General features: G+C 64.2%; 27 protein-coding genes. All 27 read left to right on the forward strand.

The window, feature by feature from the left end:
* The first annotated feature begins 1 nt into the window (after position 1).
* The 27 genes from BcanWU425_RS15945 to BcanWU425_RS16075 all read left to right on the forward strand — a co-directional run bounded on the left by BcanWU425_RS15945 (position 2) and on the right by BcanWU425_RS16075 (position 21,724).
* Positions 2–1,057 carry an MT-A70 family methyltransferase gene (locus BcanWU425_RS15945; protein WP_231190610.1) on the forward strand — a complete coding sequence of 352 codons (1,056 nt, stop codon included), beginning with the start codon at positions 2–4 and terminating at the stop codon, positions 1,055–1,057.
* Positions 1,054–1,374 carry a hypothetical protein gene (locus BcanWU425_RS15950; protein ID WP_231190612.1) on the forward strand — a complete coding sequence of 107 codons (321 nt, stop codon included), beginning with the start codon at positions 1,054–1,056 and terminating at the stop codon, positions 1,372–1,374. Before BcanWU425_RS15945 ends, BcanWU425_RS15950 begins: the two co-directional genes overlap by 4 nt.
* Positions 1,371–1,646: a hypothetical protein gene (locus BcanWU425_RS15955; RefSeq protein ID WP_231190613.1), complete on the forward strand. Its 276-nt coding sequence runs from the start codon at positions 1,371–1,373 to the stop codon at positions 1,644–1,646. The genes BcanWU425_RS15950 and BcanWU425_RS15955 overlap by 4 nt, the downstream gene beginning before the upstream one ends.
* Positions 1,643–1,993, forward strand: a complete 351-nt coding sequence (locus BcanWU425_RS15960) for a hypothetical protein (RefSeq protein ID WP_231190615.1) — start codon at positions 1,643–1,645, stop codon at positions 1,991–1,993. Before BcanWU425_RS15955 ends, BcanWU425_RS15960 begins: the two co-directional genes overlap by 4 nt.
* A complete protein-coding gene (locus BcanWU425_RS15965) occupies positions 1,986–2,147 on the forward strand; it encodes a hypothetical protein (RefSeq protein ID WP_231190617.1) in 162 nt (53 codons plus the stop codon). Before BcanWU425_RS15960 ends, BcanWU425_RS15965 begins: the two co-directional genes overlap by 8 nt.
* Positions 2,148–2,162: 15 nt before the next feature.
* Positions 2,163–4,070 carry a ParB N-terminal domain-containing protein gene (locus BcanWU425_RS15970; protein ID WP_231190619.1) on the forward strand — a complete coding sequence of 636 codons (1,908 nt, stop codon included), beginning with the start codon at positions 2,163–2,165 and terminating at the stop codon, positions 4,068–4,070.
* A 5-nt stretch (positions 4,071–4,075) separates the two neighbouring features.
* Positions 4,076–4,360, forward strand: coding sequence for a hypothetical protein (locus BcanWU425_RS15975; protein WP_231190621.1), 285 nt, complete (start codon positions 4,076–4,078; stop codon positions 4,358–4,360).
* Entirely contained in the window at positions 4,360–4,830 is a 471-nt protein-coding gene (locus BcanWU425_RS15980) for a hypothetical protein (protein WP_231190623.1), read from the forward strand. The genes BcanWU425_RS15975 and BcanWU425_RS15980 overlap by 1 nt, the downstream gene beginning before the upstream one ends.
* On the forward strand, positions 4,827–5,129 hold the full coding sequence (locus tag BcanWU425_RS15985; protein ID WP_231190625.1) for a hypothetical protein: 303 nt from the start codon (positions 4,827–4,829) through the stop codon (positions 5,127–5,129). The genes BcanWU425_RS15980 and BcanWU425_RS15985 overlap by 4 nt, the downstream gene beginning before the upstream one ends.
* The gene (locus BcanWU425_RS15990; protein WP_231190627.1) at positions 5,129–6,328 is read left to right on the forward strand and encodes a DUF7146 domain-containing protein; all 1,200 of its coding nucleotides are present in this window, start codon (positions 5,129–5,131) and stop codon (positions 6,326–6,328) included. Before BcanWU425_RS15985 ends, BcanWU425_RS15990 begins: the two co-directional genes overlap by 1 nt.
* A complete protein-coding gene (locus BcanWU425_RS15995) occupies positions 6,325–8,598 on the forward strand; it encodes a DNA primase family protein (RefSeq protein WP_231190628.1) in 2,274 nt (757 codons plus the stop codon). The genes BcanWU425_RS15990 and BcanWU425_RS15995 overlap by 4 nt, the downstream gene beginning before the upstream one ends.
* Positions 8,599–9,102: 504 nt before the next feature.
* Positions 9,103–9,765, forward strand: a complete 663-nt coding sequence (gene nusG, locus BcanWU425_RS16000) for a transcription termination/antitermination protein NusG (RefSeq protein ID WP_231190629.1) — start codon at positions 9,103–9,105, stop codon at positions 9,763–9,765.
* Positions 9,766–10,085: 320 nt separating this feature from the next.
* Positions 10,086–10,445, forward strand: coding sequence for an HNH endonuclease signature motif containing protein (locus BcanWU425_RS16005; RefSeq protein ID WP_231190630.1), 360 nt, complete (start codon positions 10,086–10,088; stop codon positions 10,443–10,445).
* Positions 10,446–10,539: 94 nt separating this feature from the next.
* A complete protein-coding gene (locus tag BcanWU425_RS16010) occupies positions 10,540–11,169 on the forward strand; it encodes a hypothetical protein (RefSeq protein WP_231190631.1) in 630 nt (209 codons plus the stop codon).
* A 2-nt stretch (positions 11,170–11,171) separates the two neighbouring features.
* Positions 11,172–13,109 (forward strand): terminase large subunit domain-containing protein, encoded by a 1,938-nt coding sequence (locus tag BcanWU425_RS16015; protein ID WP_231190884.1) that lies wholly within the window; start codon positions 11,172–11,174, stop codon positions 13,107–13,109.
* A complete protein-coding gene (locus BcanWU425_RS16020) occupies positions 13,102–13,305 on the forward strand; it encodes a hypothetical protein (RefSeq protein ID WP_231190632.1) in 204 nt (67 codons plus the stop codon). Before BcanWU425_RS16015 ends, BcanWU425_RS16020 begins: the two co-directional genes overlap by 8 nt.
* A 1-nt stretch (position 13,306) precedes the next feature.
* Entirely contained in the window at positions 13,307–14,689 is a 1,383-nt protein-coding gene (locus BcanWU425_RS16025; RefSeq protein WP_231190633.1) for a phage portal protein, read from the forward strand.
* A complete protein-coding gene (locus BcanWU425_RS16030) occupies positions 14,682–15,659 on the forward strand; it encodes a hypothetical protein (RefSeq protein WP_231190634.1) in 978 nt (325 codons plus the stop codon). Before BcanWU425_RS16025 ends, BcanWU425_RS16030 begins: the two co-directional genes overlap by 8 nt.
* A gap of 8 nt (positions 15,660–15,667) precedes the next feature.
* A complete protein-coding gene (locus tag BcanWU425_RS16035) occupies positions 15,668–16,405 on the forward strand; it encodes a head maturation protease, ClpP-related (protein WP_231190636.1) in 738 nt (245 codons plus the stop codon).
* A gap of 127 nt (positions 16,406–16,532) precedes the next feature.
* Positions 16,533–18,011: a phage major capsid protein gene (locus BcanWU425_RS16040; RefSeq protein ID WP_231190638.1), complete on the forward strand. Its 1,479-nt coding sequence runs from the start codon at positions 16,533–16,535 to the stop codon at positions 18,009–18,011.
* Positions 18,012–18,108: 97 nt separating this feature from the next.
* Positions 18,109–18,651 carry a hypothetical protein gene (locus BcanWU425_RS16045; protein WP_231190640.1) on the forward strand — a complete coding sequence of 181 codons (543 nt, stop codon included), beginning with the start codon at positions 18,109–18,111 and terminating at the stop codon, positions 18,649–18,651.
* 101 nt (positions 18,652–18,752) lie between these two features.
* The gene (locus BcanWU425_RS16050; protein ID WP_231190642.1) at positions 18,753–19,133 is read left to right on the forward strand and encodes a hypothetical protein; all 381 of its coding nucleotides are present in this window, start codon (positions 18,753–18,755) and stop codon (positions 19,131–19,133) included.
* Positions 19,134–19,210: 77 nt separating this feature from the next.
* Entirely contained in the window at positions 19,211–19,468 is a 258-nt protein-coding gene (locus BcanWU425_RS16055) for a hypothetical protein (protein ID WP_156948876.1), read from the forward strand.
* Positions 19,469–19,471: 3 nt separating this feature from the next.
* Positions 19,472–20,014, forward strand: a complete 543-nt coding sequence (locus BcanWU425_RS16060; protein ID WP_231190644.1) for a DapH/DapD/GlmU-related protein — start codon at positions 19,472–19,474, stop codon at positions 20,012–20,014.
* Entirely contained in the window at positions 20,008–20,628 is a 621-nt protein-coding gene (locus tag BcanWU425_RS16065; RefSeq protein WP_231190646.1) for a hypothetical protein, read from the forward strand. Before BcanWU425_RS16060 ends, BcanWU425_RS16065 begins: the two co-directional genes overlap by 7 nt.
* On the forward strand, positions 20,625–21,272 hold the full coding sequence (locus BcanWU425_RS16070) for a hypothetical protein (protein WP_231190647.1): 648 nt from the start codon (positions 20,625–20,627) through the stop codon (positions 21,270–21,272). The genes BcanWU425_RS16065 and BcanWU425_RS16070 overlap by 4 nt, the downstream gene beginning before the upstream one ends.
* 2 nt (positions 21,273–21,274) lie before the next feature.
* On the forward strand, positions 21,275–21,724 hold the full coding sequence (locus BcanWU425_RS16075) for a hypothetical protein (RefSeq protein ID WP_231190648.1): 450 nt from the start codon (positions 21,275–21,277) through the stop codon (positions 21,722–21,724).
* The last annotated feature ends 11 nt before the right edge of the window (positions 21,725–21,735 follow it).

The following is a 21,735-nucleotide window of genomic DNA, read 5'->3' on the forward strand; positions in this document are numbered from 1 at the left end:
GATGACGCAGCTCGCCGCCTACGATCGCGCCCGCGTCGCGCTTGCCGAGGCCACCCAGGTCAACGAGGTGCTGTCGATCCGCGACGAGATGCAGCACGTCAAGCTCTATGCCCGGCAGATCCAGGACAAGGCCTTGCTCGAGGACGCGATCGTGTTGCAGACCCGAACCGAACGCCGCCTGGGTGTCCTGCTCGCGGCGGCCAAGGAAGCCGGCCAGATCGCGGAAGGCCGCAAGCGCAAAGACGACACGGAAGGCGAGCGCGTCACGCTGACGGAGATCGGCGTCGACCGCAAGCTGTCGGCGAGGGCGCAGAAGGCCGCCGCGCTCGATGACGAGCACTTCGAGCGTCTGATCGAGCACACACGCGAGAAGGTCCGCGGCGGCGGCGCCATCCTGGTCGACCCCGTTAGCGCCGCGAACAAAGAAGCCGAGATTGCCCATCGGCGTGCCCAGCACGCGGCGCGTACTGAGAACGGCGGCTGCGTCGCAGATCTCGGAGCGCTGGCGCTGACGGGTAAGCGCTTCGGCTCAATCGGCGCCGACCCGCAGTGGAAATTCCTGACCCGCTCGGCCGCCGGCGAGGGCCGGTCCGCCAACATCCACTACAAGACCGAAGAGGTCGACAAGATCAAGGACCTCCCGGTCAACGAGCTGCTCGCCGACGACGGCGCCTTCTATATGTGGATGGTCGATTGGTGCCCGCAGGATGCGCTCGATCTGCTCGCGCATTGGGGCCTCAAGCACGTCACCACGGCCTTCACCTGGGTCAAGCAAAACGCGTCCGGCGAGGGCTGGCACATGGGGCAGGGCTACTGGACCCGCGCCAATCCAGAGCAGTGCTGGCTCGCCACCAAGGGCAACCCGAAACGCCTCTACGCCGACGTGCGCCAGCTGATCGTCGCTCCGGTGATGGAGCATTCCCGCAAGCCCGACGAATGGCTCGATCGCATCGAACGCCTCACCGAAGGCGATTACCTCGAGCTCCAAGCAAGGCGTCCGCGCAAGGGATGGACGAGCTGGGGTGACGAACTCCAATGGACGGGGGCCGTAGCATGAGCGTCAATCGGAAAGTCTGGACCGAGGAAGAATGGGCCACTCTCAAGCGCATGCGCGCTGAGGGCGCTCTCTGGACGGCCATCGATGAGGTGCTGGGGCGCCAGCCCAAAAGCTCGCGTTCGAAATGGGAGAATGAACGCGGCAAAGAACGCGTTCGCCCGGATATCGCGGCCCGCGCTGTACGGCCGGTGCCTGCAGAGCACCAATCCCTGACGGCCGCGTTCTTCGGCGACCCGCTTCCGGGCCGCAGCGCCCTCGATCGCCGAGGAGCCGAAGCCTCGAACCGGTCGATATCGGTGGCGGGAGTGCAGTCATGACCATCACCCGCGACGCTGGTGTTCCGCCCGAAGTCGGGCAGCTTATGTCCGCATTCAACCGCGTCGCCGATGGATCGGAGGCGATCACGGTTCTCAATGCCTCATTGCACATGCTTTCCGCCGCGATCGGCTTCGTGGCGAAGAGCGAAGGGCTGACGATTGATGAGACGCAAGCTTACGCCGGAGAGATCTCGCAGCTGCTGTGGCTGAGCATTCAAGCAAATTGGAATCGGCAGGACAGTGCGACCGACATCGAGGTCAAAGCGCAATGACCCAACGTCACCGCCTCGCGACCCGACGCCGCCACGAAACCATCGCGATGGAGCACGAAGGCCAGCGCTACAAGGTCGGGCTCGGCCGAGAGGTCCTGTGCGACGGTAGCTGCGGCGCTACGGCGATGCGCTTCGGTCCGATCGCGGAAGTCTTTTTCAATGCCCAGAAGGTCAACTCGCCAATCGACGTGCTGGTCTCCGACAGCGCCATTTTAATGTCGATGCTGCTGCAGTACGGCTGCCCGCCTGCGGATATCTTCCACGCCATGAAGCGCAATCCGGACGGTTCGCCGGCGTCGCCGCTCGGCCGCGCCGCGGCTTTCCTAGTCGAGGTCGGCCATGACTGACGTCGAGCGCCAGATCCTGCTCAACCAGATCGCCATGCTCGAGGTCCTGATCCCGCTCGGATCGAGCGGTCCTGAAGGCACGCGCGAAATCCTCCGCCGTCGATACCGCGAGAGTGCCGAACTCGTCCGTCAACATTCACCCCCGAAAACCTGAAGGGATTCCGCCGCCATGGATATCAAGGTCCCGCTGAAGATGCTCAAGTTCGGCCACGAAGACGGCGAGGGCATCAACGCCCGCGTCGCCGGCCGCGACGACGGCATTGCCGCTCTTGCCGCCAACCTCAACGCCAACGGCCAGATCGAAAACCTCGTCGTCAAGGATGCCGGCGACGGCTTCTTCTCGGTCGCCAACGGCAACCGGCGCCTCGCGGCGTTCCGCATGATGTACGGCGAGGGCGCGGACCAGCCGATCGGCTGCACCCTGCACCAGGTCGATAACGACAAGGCCTTCGAATATTCGCTGACCACCGCCATCACCGCCGAGCAGCTCCACCCCGTCGACCAGTACGAGGCCTTCGCCCGCCTCGAGGAACACGGCAAGACCGAGGAGGAGATCGCCCAGCAGTATGGCATGGCGCACAAGCAGGTCCGCCAGGCGCTCGCACTCGGACGTCTTTCGCCCATGATCCGGAACGCCTGGCGCAAGGGCGAGATCAAGGCCGAGGTGGCCCAGGCGTTCACGCTGGCCGCCGACCACCAGAGCCAGGACAAGCTGTTCAAGAAGCTCGTGAAGGAAAACGACCTCGATCGGCACAGCATCCGGGCCGAGCTCGGCGTCAAGCCGAATGAGGATATCGGCGTCCTGGTCAACTTCGTCGGGATGGATGCGTACCGCGCGCGCGGGGGTCACGTCGCCGAGGATCTGTTCAAAGAACAGCACATCGTATCCGACGACGTGCTGCTGAAGGCCATGGTTGGCGAGCGCCTCGCGAAGGAATGCGATCGCCTGGTTGTCGACCACGGTTGGCAGTGGGCGGCGGTCGAGGCTGATCTCCCGAAGTCCTGGCGCAGCTGGCCGACGACGCGCGTCGATGTCGAAAAATTCTTCACGCCGGAGGAAGAGGTCCGCGCCAAGGAATTGGCGAAGCGAGCGGATGCGATCGAGAAGGCCGAGGACTATGATTGGGAGGCCGAACAGGCGATAGGCGCCCAGATCGATGCCTTGAAGGCCTCGGTCATGCCGCGGGCGTTCAGCGACAAGCAGAAAGCAAAACTCGGGTGCGTGGTCGCGGTCGACGGCGACGGCAATCTCGAGGTTCAGTACGGCATCAACCGTCCGCCGGCGGCATCGGCCTCGGAAGCCGCAGCGCGGTCGCCGACGGCTGGCGAGCCACCCGAGATCAAGTCTCCCGCTAAAAAGACCGGCAAAGCGGCCGAGCCGGATCTGTCTCAGGCGTTGATCCAGCGCCTTTCGGTCCAACTGACCATCGCGGCAGAGACCGCACTGATTCAGGATCCGGATCTCGCGATCTCAGTCCTGCTGGCAAAGTTTGCCTCCAACATGAACACCGACGGCATCCAGGCCAGTGTCAACGGCCTCGGTGCCTCGAAGCTCGATTTGCTCGGCGCGAAGAAGTTCGCCGACAATCTGGAATTGGCACGGGCCTTGAAGCCCGCCGCACGGGTCGAACTGCTGGTGCTGGTCGCTGGCGCCGCGCTCAATTTCCAGCGCTTCTCCAGCAATGACGACAATCTGCTGAAGGGCAATCCTGGTCTGATCTGCGACGCCATCAAACCCGAGGCCATGAACTCCGCCCTGAGAGGAGCGTTCGACTCCAAGGATTACTTTAGCAGCGTCCCGAAAGCGCTCTCTCTCGCCGCGATCAAGGAAGCCCTGGGCGCCGACATTGCGCGCCAGCAGGAAAAGAACAAGACGCCGGAGATCGCGGCTTTTGCAATCGCCAACGTACCGCCAACGGGATGGCTGCCGGAATCACTACGCATCAAGGGCTATGACGGGCCGCCGGTGAAGAAGGCGACCGGAAAACTCGCCTCGGCGCGGCCGAAGAAGCCTGCCAAGGCGGCGGCCAAGAAGCCCGCCAAGAAGGTCGCCAAAAAGCCGGCGAAGAAGAAGTAGCGGTGATGGCGGGCGAGGGGCATGAGGGCGTGGTGTCGTTCGAGCCGTTGACGCTCGGCCGCGAGGCTGTGATGCTGGGCAAGGTGCGGGTCGGCGAGATCAGCCCGCTCGACGGCAGCCGGTATCGGGCTTGCTTCCGACTGAGCCTGCCCGAGGCCTCGGCCACCAGCTGGCGCCCAGCAAGCGACATTGACGACGCCAAGCGCCTTACCCTCATCAAGATCAACGATTGGCTCAATGCCGCAGGTGTCGTGCCGATCGGCGCCAGTCCGCCGGAGGGCGAGGCCTGATGGTTGCCTATTCCTACAAAGCTCGCTTCGTCGCCCCGATCCGCGTCGGCCTCGGGCTGCCGGTGCTTGATCTGTACTATGAGCTCGGCGGCTATCTGCCGGGCCAGCCGATCCGCCCGAAACGCCAGACCATCCGCGCTAACGGCCGGCGCCGGCATGCCCGGCCTGGTGAGACGCTCCAGCTCTATTACGCCATGCGGACGACGAAGTGTTTCAAGGTCGGCGACGGCAGGTGCAAATCAGTCCACGCCATCAGGGTATTCGTCCACGGCGATCGGATCGTCATCAACCCGGATTGCGATCATGAGATCGTCTACAGCGCGCGGCTGAATGCAAAGCATCTCGACGGGTTTGCCGCCAAGGATGGCTTCGACGACTGGGCCGCGATGCGCACCTTCTGGCTCGAGGAGCATGACGGCAAGCGCCTCGGCCCGTTCGTCGGCGTCTTGATCAAATGGGAGCCGCTGTGAAACCGCCGGGCAAAACCACGCTCATCCGCATGCAGCGCACTGCCATGCTGGAAGCGGAGCGCATCGAGATCACCCAGGACTACTGGGTCAAGGATGGCCGCATCAAGGAGCCGGGGCCTCACCTGGTAGAGCGCCGCGATGACTTCGCCGGCATGGTTCGATTGATCGACGCCATCAACAGCGACCAGGATCTGCTCGAGCGCCTGAAGCGGCGCATGGCGGCTCTGGCGGCCGAGAGTGCGCCGGCGCCGGCCGCGGCAGAAGATGATGCCGCGGGCGACAGCGAGGCCTCCGACTGATGGCCCGCATCACCGACGACGAACTCGACGACATCCGCGCCCGCAACCCGATCTTTGACGTGGCATCGGGTTACACCAAGCTGCGTCGATCGGGCGGAAAGCTGCTCGGTGCCTGTCCCATGTGCGGCGGCAAGGTGATGTCGGGCCGTTTCGAGGTATTTGAAAAGGACAACAGCTGGGCCTGCTATGCCCACTGCAACACGGGCGGCGATGTGATCAGCCTGGTGCAGCAGGTCGAGGGCTGCGACTTCCGCGCCGCCATCGAGAAGCTCGGCGGCCGTACCGAGATCGATGCTGCCCGCGCGAAGGAGCTGTTCGAGGAACGCGAGCGTAAGCGCCTGGCGCGGGAAAAGACCTCGGCCGACTACCGTGAGGCCGAGCGCAAGCGGCTGTTCCGGACGTGGAAGAGCGCGATGCCGATCAACGACACCATCGCCGCCCGTTATCTCGAGGGCCGCTGCTTGGTGCTGCCCGAACATTGTCCCGGTCTGCGCTTCCTGCCCACGATGTCCTACTGGCACGGCGAGACGATCGACGAGCGCGGCCGCAAGTCACCGCGGCAGATCTATTCGGGTCCGGCGATGTGCGGCGCCTTCATCCGGCCCGATGGCAAGTTCGGCGGGCTGCACCTGACCTGGCTGAACGTCGTTACGTCGCCTGATGACGTAACCGCGCCGGCGCCGGTGAAAGCCGAGATCCTCGATCCCGATTCCGGCGAGGTCCTCAACTCGAAGAAGATGCGCGGCTCCAAGACCGGCGCCTATATCGCCATCGTGATGCACGACGCGCCGCGGCGCCTGGTGATCGGTGAGGGGATCGAGACCGTGCTGTCGGTCTGGACCGCGATGCACCAGGCCGGACGCGATCTAGACGACATGGCCTTCTGGGCCGCCGGCGATCTCGGCAATCTCGCCGGCCGGGCGAACAAGACGATCAATCACCCGACCTTGAAGCGGCCGAACGGCCAGCCTCAGAAGGTGCCCGATCGCTTCCCTGACCTCGACGATGCCGGATTGTCGATCCCTGAGTCCGTCGAGGAACTGATCCTGCTCGGGGATGGCGACAGCGAGAAGGTACTGACCGAAAACGCCATGGAACGCGCAGCGCGACGCTACGCGCGGCAAGGGCGCGTGATCCGGATCGCCTTTGCGCCATCCGGGCTCGATTTCAATGACCTGCTGAAGGCGGCCGCTGCATGACCCTTGAGGCCGTCCTCGACCTGGTCGACAACGCGCCCGCGTTCGTCGACGTCGATCCCTCAACTCTCGCACAGGCCGAACGCAAGTTCGGGCTGGAGCAGCTGAACGCCGGCCTAGCACAGATCCGCGCGGCCGAGGGCGACGACCGCGCGCCGATGCTGTCTGCGATCGCCGAGCAGCTCGGCCAGCTCACGGCCGCCGGCGCGATCGACGAACGCTTCGCCAAGGCCTCGCTTGAGGACGCGGCCGCCGGCGTCGGCCTGATCCGCGACCTGGGCGCGAAGGCCGTCAAGAGCGCGATCGCCGCCGGCCTGAAGCTTGGCAGGAAGTCGCCCCGGGATCTGACCGAGGTGCGACGCGCCGCTTCAGCGGCGCTTGGAGCACCTCATATGCATGGGCGCCCGCGAGAGGCGGGCGACAATGTGATCTCTTTCCCGGCCGATCGGCCGGACCCTGCGTTTTTGTCTTCGACTTCTTCTTTCGCTTCATCCTCCCCCCGCACCCCCTCGGGGGAAAAAGAGGAGCAGGACGAAACCCTCGCAAACCAAGACGAGGACCAAGGCCCTCCGACCGACGAGATCAGCGACGAGACATTCCGCGAATGCGCGGAGCTGGATCAGTCCGACGTCGACAACGGCAAGCGCTTGATCGCCTATTTCGGCCGCGACCTCATGGTGCGGCAGGAAGACGACGTTGCAGCCGGGCAAATGCTGGCATGGACCGGCACGCACTGGGATCTCGCCGGCGGCGAAGCGCTGGCGCATCTGATCGGCCAGCGCGTCGGCGACCTGATCAAGCTGGAAGCGGCCTACATCGAGTTCTCGAATTCGGAGGCGCGCGCGGTCAACGCGGCCGAGGCGGCGGCCAAGGAGCTCAAAGACCTCGTTTCGGATACGATCGAGCAATTTGCGAGGGTTGAGGAGCTCGGCGCGATCGTCGCTGCGGGGAAAAAGGCGCGGACAGCGCTCTCGACGCGGCGCGCCAATCGCAAGAAATGGGGCATCGCCACCAAGAACGCCGGCCGCATCGCCGCCATGATCAAATGCGCCGCGCCGCATCTTCGCCGGCATCCCGACGCCTTCAACGCGGATCCGCTCAAGGTCGCGACCCTGACCCACACGCTATCGTTCGTGCCGAAGCTGGACCCGGAAAATCCGGACCCGGACGGCAAGCGCTCGCTCGTCGTCGACGGCCGCGTCCAGTACGAGATGGTCGCCAAGCCCGGCCACGATCGCGAGGACCTGCTGACCGCCGTCATTCCCTACGCCTACAAGAAGGGTGCGACCGCTCGCGAGTTCAACGTCTTCCTCGATCTGTTCCAGCCGGAGGCCAAGAAGCGCCGCACCGTGCAGCAATACTCCGGGATGAGCCTTACGGCGCAGCCGGTGCAGCGCGTCATGTTCCACACCGGCACCGGCGGCAACGGCAAAAGCGTCTTCCTCGAGGTGCTGGCGCGCGTGTTCGGCGACGGGCTGTCGGTCGGCGTGCCGGCGGAAACGGTCTCGGGCGTGGTCGCGAACAATCCGAGCGCACCGACGCCCGACATCGCGCGCTGCTACGCCAAGCGCTACCTGCGCATCGCCGAGCTGCCGAAGGATGCTCCGCTCAAGATGGAGACCATCAAGAAGCTGACCGGCGGCGAACGCTGGCCGGTGCGGACGATGTACAAGGGCTATTTCGAATTCAAGCCGACGGCCAAGCCCCACATGAGCGGCAACGGCGAGCCGAAGTTCGACGGCTCGGACGGCGGCATGAAGCGACGCCTGGCCATCGTGGAATGGTCGGTGACGCTTCCTCCGGAAAGACACCGCGACTTCGAGGACGTCGTCTCGGAGATCGTTGCCGAAGGCTCCGGCATCCTCAACTGGCTAATCGGCGGCGCGCTGGATTTTCTCAACAACGGTTTCATCCTCTCCGAGGACGTGCTGCAGACGACAGCCGAGCACTTCGCCGAGATGGACCCGGTCGGCCAGTTCGCCGACGCGCATGTGAAGCCTGATGCCGGCGGACCAGGCGTGCCCGCGCGCGCGATGTTCCTTGCCTACAAGGCGTGGAGCGAAGCCAACGGCAAGGCGCACATGCACGAAACCCGGTTCGGCCGCACGATGAAGAAGAAGTTCAAACGCGACGACAGCGGCCGCATCCATCGCTACGTCGACGTCGCGCTGCACGACGTGCCCGAAAGCCCGCATCAGCAGAGCTCACCATCCTCACCACCCGATGATGGCTATCAACCGCCATCCAAGTATCCCGGCGATGAGGAAATCTGACGATGAGAGGGCGTCGCTGTTGCAAATAGATCACCGAGGGTCGCGGCTTTTGCGAGGGTTTGTCGAGGGTCAATCAAAAACCCTCGACATTCGACATGTGCCTGTGCCGCAACGGCGTTTGCGTTTCCGTCGAGGGTTGCGAGGGTCTCGCGCGCGCATACACATGCGAGAGGAGAAGCGGACGCACATGGCGTGGTGCTCATGGGCAGGCACAGCAAACAAGATGACTCAGGCGTTACACGGACAAACCCTCTCTACCCTCGCACTCTCTCTCTAACCATCGAAGATCATTTATTATTCTGCGTCTTAAACCCTCTACTCAAACCCTCTCTAACCCTCGCAAACCCTCGAAAGAAACAGAATGGATTAACAACTAAGCGTTTTTGACTATTGGAAGCTCTGGGCAAGCTTTCGAACGACTAGACCGAGAAACTGTACCGATCGGGTACAGTTTCCAGACTGCCAGCAAATCGACAGGGAAAATCGAGATGTTGGAGCTATCGAATGAAACCGATCGCGGAAGCGTTCGAGAACCTGTCGCCGGACGTGCGTGCTGAATTGCTCCGGCCTGCGCAATCGCGTGATCCGCGGTTTGCCGAAATGGTCGAAGGGTTGGACCCGCGATGGCACGTCGTTGAAGTCTTCGCGTCTGCGCAGGTGGAAGTCGCCGAAGCTCTCGCCCAGCATCGTTTCGGCGTCTATGTGCCGGAAGTAGATGAAACCGTTGTCAGGCGCGGCCGCAAGCTCGATCGCCGCGTTCCGATGTTCTCGGGCTATCTCTTCGTGTTCATGTGGTACAGCGACCAGCACTGGCAGTGCATCACGGGCATTCCTGGTGTTGTTGAGATCGTCGGCGCCTTGACCGATGCCGAGATCGATGTGGTGCGCGCTATGGAGAACCTGAAGCGCCCCGTGATCATCGATATCGAGCCCGAACCTGAGCCTGAGCCAGCGCCGGTCAAGCGATCTAAGTCCAAGAAGAAACGCCGTTGGAAAAACCGGAAGGGTGCCAAAGCCAAAGTGGTGGCCAAGCCGAAGGTGATCACCGAGGCTGATCTGCGAGCGGAGATCATAACAACCCGTGCATGGTCGGCGTTCGACGACATACTACAGCTTGACAGCGAGGGACGGAATCAGACCTTGATGCGCGCCTTGGGGCTGTCCTAGTACCAACCGCATCACGGAATGCTGGAACGGACAACACATCGAAGAACGAAAGCGTTCTTCCCCAGCCATCAATGTGCCCAAAGCAATACCAGAGCGCGCTGTCCGACAGGCGCGTCATGACAGAAACGATCGCTGGAGCGGACAGCTGGCAATCTACCTGAAGCCCGGACACGGAAACGTGCCGGGCTTCTGCGTTTGCATAGGGTGTGCGGTAGCGCTTGCGTTGCCGCTGCCCTCCTTGGGCGTTTCCTCCCTAGACTTGGCCGCGCCGCCTGCATTGACTGCATCATGCAGGCGGCAGCCCTTTCACGGTGATTGATGTGGCCGGCAAGTTGCGGGTGTTGGGCCATAAGCTGAGACCGCCCGCGCGCAATGTGCGCATCTCGGTCAGGCCGAAGGACGCGCTGCCGTTCTACCTGTCGCCCGAGTGGAAGGCCTTGATGAGGCAGATCATCAAGGTTCGGGGCAGGCGATGTGAGGATCCACAGCACGACATAGCCAAGCCGCGCGATGGCGTTCGGCTCTACGGTGACCACATCATCGAGATCGCTGATGGTGGACCCAAGCTCGATCCATCGAACGTGCTGTTGCGTTGTGCGCCGTGCCACGGTCGCAAGACGGCCGAAGCCAGGGCCGCTCGCGCCCGAGGGCGAGGGGGGCCTTCAATCTCTGGCGCCTAAGGAGCGGGAACCGCATGGTTCGTCATGTGCAGAAATTTTTTCTGGGCCCAGAGCGTTGAATTAATCGAACTGAATCAAAGAAATCAAACGGCCCATGAGTTTTGGCGACGACACGGCTCCGAGGTCCAAGCGCGGCGGCAAACGCCCTGGCGCTGGCCGGAAGCCGAAGGGGCACAAGGCGACGTCGGCGTTGCCGGCGATCGATCTCGAGGCGGCCCTGGCGGCGCCGGCGCCCGATGACATCGAGTCGACAGCGCAGGCCTACTCCCGCGGCGCGATCGCCTCGCTAGTGAAGCAGCTCTGCCACGGCAAGAGCGAGACGGCGAAGGTGAACGCCGCCAACGCCATCCTCGACCGCGGCTACGGCAAGCCCTCGGTCGACGTCGGCGGCCTCTCGCAGCTGTCGCTGTTCGGCGGCATCCGGCCGGCAGCGGTGGTCGGCGATGAGATCCGGGTCGAGGCCCGCAAGTACGCCAACCTGGCGATCGAGGTGCTCGGCGCGATCGCGACCCGCGGCGAGACCGAGGGCGCGAGGGTTTCGGCCGCGAAGTCGCTCCTCGATCGAGGAGTGGGAACGGTGCAGGTGGCGAAGGTGCCGGAAGGGTTGCAGCCGAAGGCAATGGGCAAGAAGGAAGAAGCCGCCGTCGCCGCCCGCAATGCTGCCGCCGGCAAGTACGCGCCGCCGGCGGCGCCTGGTTCGCGTAGGCTTGAGACCGTCCAGTGAACATGATGCCCAAATGGTCGACCGCGTGCCTCGACTGGAAGGAACGCATCGTCAACCGGCAATCGCTGGTCACGTTCGACGCGCTCTTTCCGGATGAAGCGGAAGCGGCTCTGTCGATCTTCCGGGATCTGATCCTGGTCGACGTGCCCGGCCGGCCCACGATAGCCGAATGCTGCCTGCCGTGGGTCTATGATCTCCCGCGCATCCTGTTTGGCTCGTACGATGCAGAGGGCATCTCCGACCCCGCCAATCTCGGCCGCAGGCTGATCCGGTATTTCCTTCTTCACGTTGCGAAGAAGAACACCAAGTCGACGCTGGCCGCTGGCGTGATGGTCACCGCGCTGCTGCGCAACTGGCGAGAGAGTGGCGAGTTCTACATCCTGGCACCGACCAAGGAAATCGCGGACAATTCGTTCTTCCCGGCACGCGACATGATCCGCGCTGACGAGGAGCTGCTCAAGCTGCTACACGTCCAGGACAGCCAACGGCTGATCACGCATAGGACGACGGGCGCTTTTCTGAAGGTCGCCGCGGCCGACAGCGAAACGGTGTCGGGCAAGAAGACGATCGGGCTCCTGATCGACGAGCTCTGGCTGTTCGGCCAACGCGCCAATGCTGAATCGATGATCCGTGAGGCCGAGGGCGGTCTCAACTCGCGACCCGAGGGCTTCGTGATCTATCTGACGACGCAATCGCCGAAGCCGCCCGCCGGCATCTTCGATCAGAAGCTGAAGGACTTCCGCAACATCCGCGACGGCAAGCTGGTCGATCCGCAGAGTCTCCCGATCATCTACGAATTTCCCGAGGAGATGATCAAGTCGAAGGCTTACGAGAAGCCGGAGAACTGGTTCATCCCGAATCCAAATTGGGGCAAGTCGGTCGATCCGAACTTCCTGATCGGCAAGCGTGCCGAGGCTGCTCGCAGCGGCAAGGCCTCGCTGATCGACTGGGATGCGAAGTTTCTCAACGTCCAGGCCGGCATGTCACAGCGTGCCGACGGTTGGGCCGGCGCCGAGCTCTGGGACCGCGGCAGCGATCCATCGCTCACACTCGAGGCGATCCTAGACCGCAGCGAAGTCGTCACGATGGGGCTGGACGGCGGCGGCCTGGACGACCTGCTCGGCATCGGCGTTGTCGGACGCGAGAAGGGACGCAAGCGCTGGCTGGGCTGGTCCCATGCGCTGATCTCGACCATCGGGCTCTATCGCCGCAAGGCGAACATCAACGAGTACCGCAAGTTTCTCGCAGCGGGCGATCTCACGATCTTCCGCTTTCACAACAAGGACGCTGAAGAGGCCGAGAGCGATCCCGATGTCGCGGCGCTGCTCGCGGAGTTTCCGCCGCAGATCAGCATCGAAGGCGAGCTGCCGTTCGACATCAGGTTCGTGGTCGATCTGGTCGAGCGGGTGCGGGACGGCGGGTTGCTGGCGCAGGTCGGCGTCGACGCCGCCGGCATCGGCGCCATTGTGGACGCGCTCGCGGGCATCGACATCACGCAAGATGCCGAGACGCTCGACGCAGTGCGACAGGGCATCGGTCTGATGGGGGCCTACAAGACGGTGGAGCGCAAGCTCGGCGACCGGACCTTCCTCCACTGCGGGTCCGAGCTCCTGAACTGGTGCGTCGGCAATGCGCGCGTGGTCCTGACAACGACAGCCTCACGCATCGCGCGCGAGGAAGCCGGCTTCGGAAAGATCGACCCGTTGATCGCGCTCTTCAATGCGGCACACCTGATGACGCTCAATCCCGAGTCCGGTGGCCGCTCGGTGTTCGACACCATGGACGACGGCGAAGACCCGCAATCGGATGCTGAATCCGCGGCATCGCTTGCTGAAGAGGCGGCGATCCTCCGTGATCCGCAGCATCCTCGCTTCGAAGAGATGCGCGAGCATTTCAACGCGCGTTTGGCCGCTAACGATCGGGACGATCTGTATGCGTAAGGCATTTGCAGCGATCGCCGTCTGGGCCCGTGCGAACATCGACGCGCGCGATGTCATGCTGGTGTCCGGTCTGGTGCTCTTGGCTGTCGGCCTCTGGCAGGTCTGGCCGCCGGCGGCCTTCATCGTGCCAGGTGCGATCGTTTCCGCGGTGGCGATCTTCGCCGGGCGCATCAACGGCAGCGCAGGGGAGGGCTGACATGGGAATCCTCGCGCGTGTGACGTCCGACCAGCGCCATCCTGGTGCTGCCCGCGTCTCCAATCCGGTTCGCACGCTCGCTGGCGTCGGCATGACGCCGGATTTGGCGATGACGTTGTCTGCGGTCTGGGCAGCATTCCGCTATCTTTCGCAGACGACTGCTGTGCTGCCTTGGCACGTCAAAAAGGACGGCAAGAGCGGGCCCGAGATTCAGTCGTCGCACGGCGTCGACTACCTGCTCTGGAAACGGCCGAGCAAGGAGTGGTCCTCATTCCAGTTCCGCGAGACGCTGATGCATTGGGCCTTGCGCTGGGGCAACGGCTATGCCGAGATCGAGCCCGATCAACTCGGGCGTCCGTTTGCGATGTGGCCGATCCATCCCGAGCGGGTCATGGTCTGCCGCGCGATTGAGCCTGCCGAAGATGCGTATGGTACGGTCATCGAGGCCGGTGATCTCTATTACGAGATCGATCAGCGCGGGACGACGGAGGGCGGCAAGACCATTCTCGCGGCCGCCAATATGTTTCACGTCCGCGGCTTCGGGGAAGGTCCTGTCGGCGTTAACGTGATTTCCTACGCGGCACAGTCGCTCGGCTGGGCTCGCGCCGCGCAGCTGTTTGGTGCCGCCTTCTTTGGCAACGGCATGAATCCCGCCGGCGTCGTCATCAACAAGAAGCCGCTGAAGCCAGATGGATTAAAGCGGCAGAAGGCGGAATTCGATCAGCTTTACAAGGGTCCAAACAATGCCCACCGGACCGCTTTCCTCGACAACGATGCCGACTGGAAGCCGATCGGCTTCAACGCGATCAACTCGCAGCTGATCGAGGTGCACCAGTTCCTGATCGAGGAGCAGTGTCGCTGGACCGGCGCGCCGCCGCACAAGGTTATGCACCTGTTGCGCGCCACGTTTACGAACATCGAGTCGCAGGGCATCGAAGTCGTCGTCGACAGCATCTCGCCCTGGGTGAAGCGCTTCGAAGACGAGGCAGAATTTAAGCTGTTCGGCCAGAACCGACAGAAGCTCTACACCAAGATCGACATGCGCGGCCTGATGCGCGGCGATATGGCCGCGCGCATCGCTTACTACAAGGGCATGTCGTCGGTAGGCGCCTATTCGCCGAACCGCATCCTCGAGCTCGAGGACGAGAACACGCTCGGTCCCGAGGGCGACATCCACACCATGCAGGGCCAGAACGTCACGCTGAAGCAGATCGCCGAAGGCAAGGTTGACACCGCGCCTGGCGCGACGCCGGCGCCGGCCCAGAGCGATGGTGCCGAGCCCGTCACCCCGCCGGAAGTCGGCGAGGACGAAGAGACGCAGGCGCGGATCGCCCGAAGGCTTTACGCGATCGAGCAGCTGATGGGCGATCCCGCGCATGTCTAAGTCTCCCGTCATGCTCGCGCGCGGCGAAACGCCGCCGCCGGAAAAGCCGGTCTCGCTGCTGGAGCGCACCATCGCGCTGGTCGAGCGGCTCGTCGGCCGCGTCAGCGCGCTCGAGCAGAAGCCGCTCGGCCGCGATGGTCGCGATGGTATCCAGGGCGAACACGGCGCTGCGGGCGAAGCAGGCCCGCGCGGCGAGGTCGGGCCGATCGGCGAGCGGGGCGAGCAAGGGCCGCGCGGCGAGGCCGGTCCAGCCGGCGAACAGGGTCAGGCTGGCGAGCGCGGCGAGGCTGGTCCGCAGGGCGAGCAGGGCCCAGCTGGCGAACGTGGCGAAGTTGGTCCCCAGGGCGAGCGCGGTGCGCCAGGCGAGCGTGGTGAGGCCGGCCCGCAGGGTGAGCCCGGGGTGGCCGGGGCACGCGGCGAGGCTGGTCCGCAAGGTGAAGCAGGGCCGCAAGGCGAGCGTGGCGAGATCGGACCGCGAGGCGAGATTGGATCTGTCGGCGAGCGAGGTCCGGCGGGAGAAGTTGGGCCGCGCGGCGAGCAGGGTCCGGAAGGCCCGATCGGCCGCGACGGTCGCGATGGTTTGCCCGGCGTCCAGGGCGAGCGCGGTCCTCAGGGCGAGGCCGGCACGATCGGCCCGCAAGGAGACGCCGGCCCGCGCGGTGAAACCGGTGAGCCTGGCCCGCGCGGCGAAGGCGGCCCGATGGGCCCGCAAGGTGATCAAGGACTTCCGGGCCCGCGCGGTGAGCGCGGCGAGGCCGGTCCCCGTGGCGAGCAGGGATTGCAGGGCCTGATCGGCAAGCAAGGTCCGCGCGGCGATGTCGGTCCTATCGGCCCGCGCGGAGAGCCCGGGGCGAACATCGAGATCGGCGACGTGTTCCGCGCCGGCATCACGTCGAAGGATCTGGACCGGTTGATGGTCCGGGAGATCACCGTCAATGGCGAGACCTTCCAGGTCCTCGTTCCGAATTGAGGTCTGAGATGAGCAAGCGCTTTCCGATCTTCAACGCCGTGGTGCCGATCAAGGCCAAGCCAACCGCCGGCGCCAAGCCGAGCGGCTATCGCGTCGTCGCCAACAAGGCGACCAATAGCGCCGAGATCTACGTCTACGGCGTGATCGGCGGCGACTGGTTCGGAGAGGGCGTGACCGCCAAGCAGTTTGCCGACGATCTCAAGGCGCTCGGCAACGTCAAGACCATCGACCTTCGGATCAACTCCGAAGGCGGTTCAGTGTTCGACGGCAAGGCGATGTATTCGCTTCTCAATGAGCACAAGGCCAAGAAGATCGTCCACATCGACGGGCTGGCGGCGTCGGCTGCATCGTTTCTGGCGATGGCCGGCGATGAGATCGAGATCGCCGAGGGTGCCTTCGTGATGATCCACAACGCCTACACCATCGCCATGGGCGATGCGCGCGAGCTGCGCCGCTCCGCCGAGATGCTCGACACCGTCAATAACACCATCATCGACGTCTATGCGGCGCGCACCAAGGGCGATCGCAAGAAGATCACGCAGATGATGGACGACGAGACCTGGATGACCGGCGCCGAAGCCGTCGAGAACGGCTTCGCCGACCGCATGGTCGAGAATCTGAAGATCGCCGCCTGCGTCAGCAATCCGAAGGCGCTGGAGACTTTCAAGAAGGTCCCTTCGGCGCTGAAGCTGAACAACCGCCGCGCCGCTGCCGCCTTCGCGCGGATCGCGGCGCTGACCACCTGATACGAGATTCCGTCTGCAGACGGATACGCGCCGCAGTGATGCGCCGCGTCAATCGCGACCGATGTGAGATCGGCCGCATCATAGGTCCCGTCGTGAGACGAGACAGCCCATAGAAGGACAGAATTCTATGACCATGAAGAACGCCCTTCTGGGCGAAACGAAGCTGCTCGCATTGTCCTCGTTCTCGCGCCTGGCCGTATGTGCTGCGGCCGGCGCGATCTCGTTCGGTGCGATGTCGATCCACGACATCCGGATGGACGCGCCGGTGCTCGCCGATCTCGAGGCGCGCGTCACCGAGATCAATGCCGCGATGGACGCCTTCCGCGTCCGTGCAGACGCCGGCGAGGACCTCACCGACGAGGAGACCGACGAGATCGAGGCTCACACCAGTGAGCTCGAGAAGCTCACCAAGAAGATCAAGGCGCTGAAGCTGCTGCAGCCGACCGGCCAGGGCCGGCGCTCTTCGGCAGAAGCGCGAACCGAGCCTGCCGGCGGCGGCCGTCGCACCGTGCCCGCCGAGCCGCGGCAGGACGCCCAGCGCATGGGCTTCCGCTCGTTCGGCGAGTTCGCGCAAACCGTGCAAAACCACTACCGCGGCAACGTGACCGACCACGTGACCCGCCTGCGCAACGCCGCGACCACCTTCGGCAACGAAGGCGTCGGTGCCGACGGTGGCTTCCTGATCCCGCCCTCGTTCTCCGCCAACATCTGGCAGAAGGTCAACGGCATCGAAAGCCTGCTGTCGCGCTGCACGCCTCTGACCACGGACGGCAACAGCTTGACGATTCCCAAGGACGAGGTCACGCCTTGGGACACCACCAAGGGCGTGCAGGTCTATTGGGAGGGCGAGGGCCAGCAGATCCCGCAGTCCAAGGGCCTGTTCGAGATGGGCCAGCTGCGTCTCTCCAAATTGTCGGCGCTGGTGCCGATCAGCGAGGAGATGATGCAGGACGCCGCGGGCCTCGAGTCCTGGCTTAATGCCAAGGCGCCGCAGAAGATGACGTCGAAGATCAACACCGCGATCGTCGCCGGCACCGGCGCCGGTCAGCCGCTGGGCATGATCCCCGGTTACGCCGCGGTGGGCGCGTCGGTCATTCAGGTTTCGAAGGAGACCTCGCAGCCGGCCGGTACCGTGTGGTTCGCCAACATCAACAAGATGTGGGCGCGGATGTATGCCGGCTGGCGCAGCAACGCCATCTGGCTGGTCAACCAGGATGTCGAGCCCCAGCTCGAAGGCATGGCGTTCGTCGGCAACGGTCTCACGCCGACGGCCGCGTCGTCGACGCCGGTCTACCTGCCGCCCGGCGGTCTCAACGATGCGCCGTACGCCCGCCTGAAGGGCCGTCCGGTCGTGCCGATCGAGGCCTGCTCCGCGCTCGGCAGTCTCGGCGACATCATCCTGTGCGACCTGAGCCAGTATTGGGCTCTGACCAAGGCGGGTGGTGGGGTCCAGACCGACACCTCGATCCACCTGTTCTTCGACCAGGCGTTGACGGCGTTCCGGTTCATCTTCCGCGTCAACGGCCAGCCGGCCTGGTCCGCGCCGATCGCGCGCCAGAACGGCAGCAACACGCTGTCCTGGGCCGTCACGCTGCAGGCGCGCTGATCCGACTGAGCCTGCGCCTTAACCGGCGCAGGCCTCGCTCTCCCCAAAGTTTTTCCTCGCGCGCCACGCGGCGCCATTCTCGAAGGGAACACCCGACATGGACTTCAACCAGCATTTCTGTGAGAAAAACCAGATCGCGCAGGGCTTCCTGCCGGTCGCGATGAACACCGCCGCCAACACCGGCGACTGGGTCAGCATGAAGGGCTACGGCCGCATGGCGATCGTGATCTTCAAGGCGGTCGGTACCCCCGGTGACGATCCGACCATCAGTGTTAAGCAGGCGACCGACGTGTCCGGTACCGGCTCGAAAGCGCTCGGCTTCACCGAGGTCCGCAAGAAGCAGGCCGCGACCAACCTGCTGGCTGTCGATCAGTTCACCAAGTCGACGTCGGCATCGCCGGCGACCAACGACACTTTCAACACCACCAACGGCACCTGGATCAATACGGACCTCGCCGAGCAGGCCGCCATCATCGTGATCGACATCAAGGCCGAAGATCTGGACGTCAACGGCGGCTTCGATTGCATCCAGGTCTCGATCGCCGACATCGGCACCAACGCCCAGCTCGGCTCCGCAATGTATTTCGGACACGAGCCGCGCTACCCGAAGGATGCCCTCGACTCGATGATTGTCGACTGACTGCTCACTCTCTCGATCAGTAGTCGCTAGAAAGCCCCGCCCTCGTGCGGGGCTTTTTCGCGTCTAGGGTATAGGGCAGTTTTTGAAAACCGGAGCCGGTCATGAAGATCCAGTTCGTTCAGCAGCACATCCTCCGCGGCGAAACGCGCGATAAGGACGTGGTCTTTGAGAAAGATCAGGTTGTCGACTTCGGCAAGGACCGCGTCGAGAACAGCTATGCGCAGGCGTACATCGATCGCGGCTATGCCGTTGAGCTCGACGAAACCGCCGAGAGGGGTCGCGCGAAGGCCAATGCGGAGGCCGCGAGGGCCGCTGCCAGGCTCGAGACCCGCGGCAAGATCACGATTCCGGACGATCTGTCGAAGGTTGCCGATGGTGATCTGATCAAACTCGGCCAATCGCTGAGCGACGACCAGGTTCAGTCCAAGGACGAGGCGCTGAAGGCGATCGAGACCGAGAAGGCTCGCCGCAACCCTACGTGACGCCGGAAGGCGATCGTCTCGATCGCCACCTCCGGACCTCGATTACCGAGCTCTCCAAACCGAGCGAGCAACCGACCATGCGCGGCATTCAGCGGCTGGCCAACGCGGCAGGCAATCTGATGAAGCAAGCGGACGCCGAGGCTGATGCCGCGGCGTCCGAGCTCGAGGCCGCCTATGCCGAGCAGGCCAGCGTCGCGAAGCGCTATTCGGCCTTCGCCAAGCAGGTCTCGCAGGCTTCGAAAGAGGCGCTCGATAATCTGAACCAGATCAGCAACGTCCCTTTGCCGGATGGGGACGGCTCCGAGAAGCCGCCCGGTTCGACGCCGGGCTCCTGATCCATGATCGACCCGTCTGCGTTCATTCATGAGCGGGCGCTCGCCGATGCGAGCGTCAGTATTGGTGCGCGCAGTCGCGTCTGGCAGTTCGCCAGTGTGATCCGCGGGGCCGTGCTCGGTGAGGACTGTACCGTGGCGTCCAGCGCCACGCTCGACGGGCCGGTGTTCGGGGATCGCTGCATCATCTCGCAGGGTGTGGCGATGGGGCCGGGGTTTCTGATCGGCGCCGACGTCTTCATCGGCCCGAACGTCACGGTCTGCAACGACCGCTGGCCACGGACCTACAAAACGGGCTTCGACCTCAAGAAGTTTCAGTCCGGCTTCGTCACGGTGCGGATCCACAATTGGGTGAGCATCGGCGCCAATGCCGTCATCCTGCCGGGCGTCGTGCTCGGAAAGCGCGTGATGGTCGCCGCCGGCGCCGTGGTCGACCGCAATGTGCCGGCGGATTGTCTCTATACCCGCGAGGGCAAGATGCTGCCGCTGTCCGAGAAGCATGAGACACGTTACGCGCGGGCGCGGATGCGCGAGGCGCTCAAATGCTGACGGTCGCGACGTTGTTGTGGGATGCGAACGACGCCTCGCTGCCGTTCTCGCGGTGCTATGACGAGTCCTGGGTGCGCAAGCTCCATGACGGCTTCGACCGAAACCTGAAGCAGCCGTTCCGCTTCGTGCTGTTTACTGATCGGGAGCGGCCCCTGCCGGCTCACATCGAGCAGGTCCGGATGAAGTCGAAGTCGCCCGATTATTCGTCCTGCATCGAGCCATATCGTTTTGGCGTGCCGATGATGCTGGTCGGGCTCGATACGGTCGTCACGGGCAGCATAGACCACTTGGCCGACTACTGCCTGAACGCAGATACCATCGCGCTGCCGCGCGATCCCTTCTTTCCGGCGCGTGCATGCAACGGCGTCGCGCTAATCCCGGACGGGCAGCAGCACGTCTGGCGCAACCATCGCGGCGAAAACGATATGGAATGGATGAGGGCGCAGGATCACGTCTTCATCGACGACCTGTTCCCGGGCCAAGTCGTCAGCTTCAAGGGCCATGTCCGCGATCGCGGGCTTGGCGATGCTCGCATCGTTTATTTCCACGGCAACGACAAGCCGCACGAGCTCACCGGCGCACATGCGCAGTGGGTGAAGGAGCACTGGCATTGATCGCAGCTGCCACCCGCGAACTCGAATTCTGGTCGCCGCAAGCCCTGTTCAAGGGTGAGACGATCTTCTGCCTGGCGTCGGGCCCGAGCCTGACGGCGGAAATCTGCGACCGGATCCGCGGGCACCGGTCCATCGCTATCAATTCCAGCGCTGTGTTGGCGCCTTGGGCCAGTGTGTTGTTCTTCACCGATTCCGGCTGGTATGAGCCGCGGCGCGAGCTAGTGGCGAACTGGGCCGGGCTGGTGATCTCGATGTCGCGGACCGCCAAGCGCGAGCTGCCGGACAAGGTCAAGCGCGTGCAGGGCGAGGGCGATCCGCAGGCGCTGCCAGGCTTCAGCCGCGGCCCGCACGTGATCCAGCAGGGCCGCTCCAGTGGACATACGGCCGTCAGCCTAGCGATCGCGCTCGGCGCCGCTCGTGTGGTGCTGCTAGGCTATGACATGCGCTTCGTCGGTGGCCGGGAGCACTGTCACGGGGAGTACAAGGGCCCGCGCGACATCGAGATCTATCAGCGCGAATTCGTGCCGGGCTTCGCCGGCTGGAATGAGGCCGCGGCTGCCGTCGGCGTCGACGTCGTCAACGCGACCGAAGGCAGTGCGCTGAAGGAATTCCGTTTCGCCACGCTGGACAGGCTCGAAGCTTAAGCATGGCACAGAAAAACCTGAATGACGGTCTCTCGGCCGAGCAATTGCGCGCGGCAGCGCAGGCGAATTTCGTCGAGCTCTACGGGCTGTTGAACACCGCATATGGATTGAGCCTGTCGCCGCTCAATCTCAACACGGGGCTGTCGTCGGATAGGATCCTGGCGATCGTCAGGGCCAACTTTATCCAGCTCTATGCCGCGCTGACGTCACAAGGCGTGGCCTCGTCGCCGCAATATCTCAATGTGGGGCTGTCGCAGCGGCAGCTCCGGGCGGTGGCGCAGGCCGACTTCACGGAGCTGTACACACTCCTTGGGGGAGCGAACGTGTGGCTCGCCGCGCTGCCGCCCGGCTACGGCTATCGATATTGGGTCGACGGCAACGGCAACAATCAACTCATCCTCTATCAAGACGCCAGCGGCAATTACTTCGCCATGTACGCGCCGCTGCCTTAAGGAGCACTACG

Source organism: Bradyrhizobium sp. WU425, assembly GCF_021052305.1.
Taxonomy (GTDB): domain Bacteria; phylum Pseudomonadota; class Alphaproteobacteria; order Rhizobiales; family Xanthobacteraceae; genus Bradyrhizobium; species Bradyrhizobium canariense_D.

What these genes read in the sequence shown, in the direction of transcription:
- BcanWU425_RS15970 (WP_231190619.1), top strand. Translation starts at nt 2,163, where the DNA reads ATGGATATCAAGGTCCCGCTGAAGATGCTCAAGTTCGGCCACGAAGAC.
- BcanWU425_RS16040 (WP_231190638.1), top strand. Translation starts at nt 16,533, where the DNA reads ATGACCATGAAGAACGCCCTTCTGGGCGAAACGAAGCTGCTCGCATTG.
- BcanWU425_RS15980 (WP_231190623.1), top strand. Translation starts at nt 4,360, where the DNA reads ATGGTTGCCTATTCCTACAAAGCTCGCTTCGTCGCCCCGATCCGCGTC.
- BcanWU425_RS16075 (WP_231190648.1), top strand. Translation starts at nt 21,275, where the DNA reads ATGGCACAGAAAAACCTGAATGACGGTCTCTCGGCCGAGCAATTGCGC.
- BcanWU425_RS16060 (WP_231190644.1), top strand. Translation starts at nt 19,472, where the DNA reads ATGATCGACCCGTCTGCGTTCATTCATGAGCGGGCGCTCGCCGATGCG.
- BcanWU425_RS16065 (WP_231190646.1), top strand. Translation starts at nt 20,008, where the DNA reads ATGCTGACGGTCGCGACGTTGTTGTGGGATGCGAACGACGCCTCGCTG.
- BcanWU425_RS15975 (WP_231190621.1), top strand. Translation starts at nt 4,076, where the DNA reads ATGGCGGGCGAGGGGCATGAGGGCGTGGTGTCGTTCGAGCCGTTGACG.
- BcanWU425_RS15995 (WP_231190628.1), top strand. Translation starts at nt 6,325, where the DNA reads ATGACCCTTGAGGCCGTCCTCGACCTGGTCGACAACGCGCCCGCGTTC.
- BcanWU425_RS15990 (WP_231190627.1), top strand. Translation starts at nt 5,129, where the DNA reads ATGGCCCGCATCACCGACGACGAACTCGACGACATCCGCGCCCGCAAC.
- BcanWU425_RS15960 (WP_231190615.1), top strand. Translation starts at nt 1,643, where the DNA reads ATGACCCAACGTCACCGCCTCGCGACCCGACGCCGCCACGAAACCATC.
- BcanWU425_RS16050 (WP_231190642.1), top strand. Translation starts at nt 18,753, where the DNA reads ATGAAGATCCAGTTCGTTCAGCAGCACATCCTCCGCGGCGAAACGCGC.
- BcanWU425_RS16010 (WP_231190631.1), top strand. Translation starts at nt 10,540, where the DNA reads ATGAGTTTTGGCGACGACACGGCTCCGAGGTCCAAGCGCGGCGGCAAA.
- BcanWU425_RS16020 (WP_231190632.1), top strand. Translation starts at nt 13,102, where the DNA reads ATGCGTAAGGCATTTGCAGCGATCGCCGTCTGGGCCCGTGCGAACATC.
- BcanWU425_RS15950 (WP_231190612.1), top strand. Translation starts at nt 1,054, where the DNA reads ATGAGCGTCAATCGGAAAGTCTGGACCGAGGAAGAATGGGCCACTCTC.
- nusG (WP_231190629.1), top strand. Translation starts at nt 9,103, where the DNA reads ATGAAACCGATCGCGGAAGCGTTCGAGAACCTGTCGCCGGACGTGCGT.
- BcanWU425_RS16055 (WP_156948876.1), top strand. Translation starts at nt 19,211, where the DNA reads ATGCGCGGCATTCAGCGGCTGGCCAACGCGGCAGGCAATCTGATGAAG.
- BcanWU425_RS16035 (WP_231190636.1), top strand. Translation starts at nt 15,668, where the DNA reads ATGAGCAAGCGCTTTCCGATCTTCAACGCCGTGGTGCCGATCAAGGCC.
- BcanWU425_RS16045 (WP_231190640.1), top strand. Translation starts at nt 18,109, where the DNA reads ATGGACTTCAACCAGCATTTCTGTGAGAAAAACCAGATCGCGCAGGGC.
- BcanWU425_RS15945 (WP_231190610.1), top strand. Translation starts at nt 2, where the DNA reads ATGACGCAGCTCGCCGCCTACGATCGCGCCCGCGTCGCGCTTGCCGAG.
- BcanWU425_RS16015 (WP_231190884.1), top strand. Translation starts at nt 11,172, where the DNA reads ATGATGCCCAAATGGTCGACCGCGTGCCTCGACTGGAAGGAACGCATC.
- BcanWU425_RS16030 (WP_231190634.1), top strand. Translation starts at nt 14,682, where the DNA reads ATGTCTAAGTCTCCCGTCATGCTCGCGCGCGGCGAAACGCCGCCGCCG.
- BcanWU425_RS15965 (WP_231190617.1), top strand. Translation starts at nt 1,986, where the DNA reads ATGACTGACGTCGAGCGCCAGATCCTGCTCAACCAGATCGCCATGCTC.
- BcanWU425_RS16025 (WP_231190633.1), top strand. Translation starts at nt 13,307, where the DNA reads ATGGGAATCCTCGCGCGTGTGACGTCCGACCAGCGCCATCCTGGTGCT.
- BcanWU425_RS15955 (WP_231190613.1), top strand. Translation starts at nt 1,371, where the DNA reads ATGACCATCACCCGCGACGCTGGTGTTCCGCCCGAAGTCGGGCAGCTT.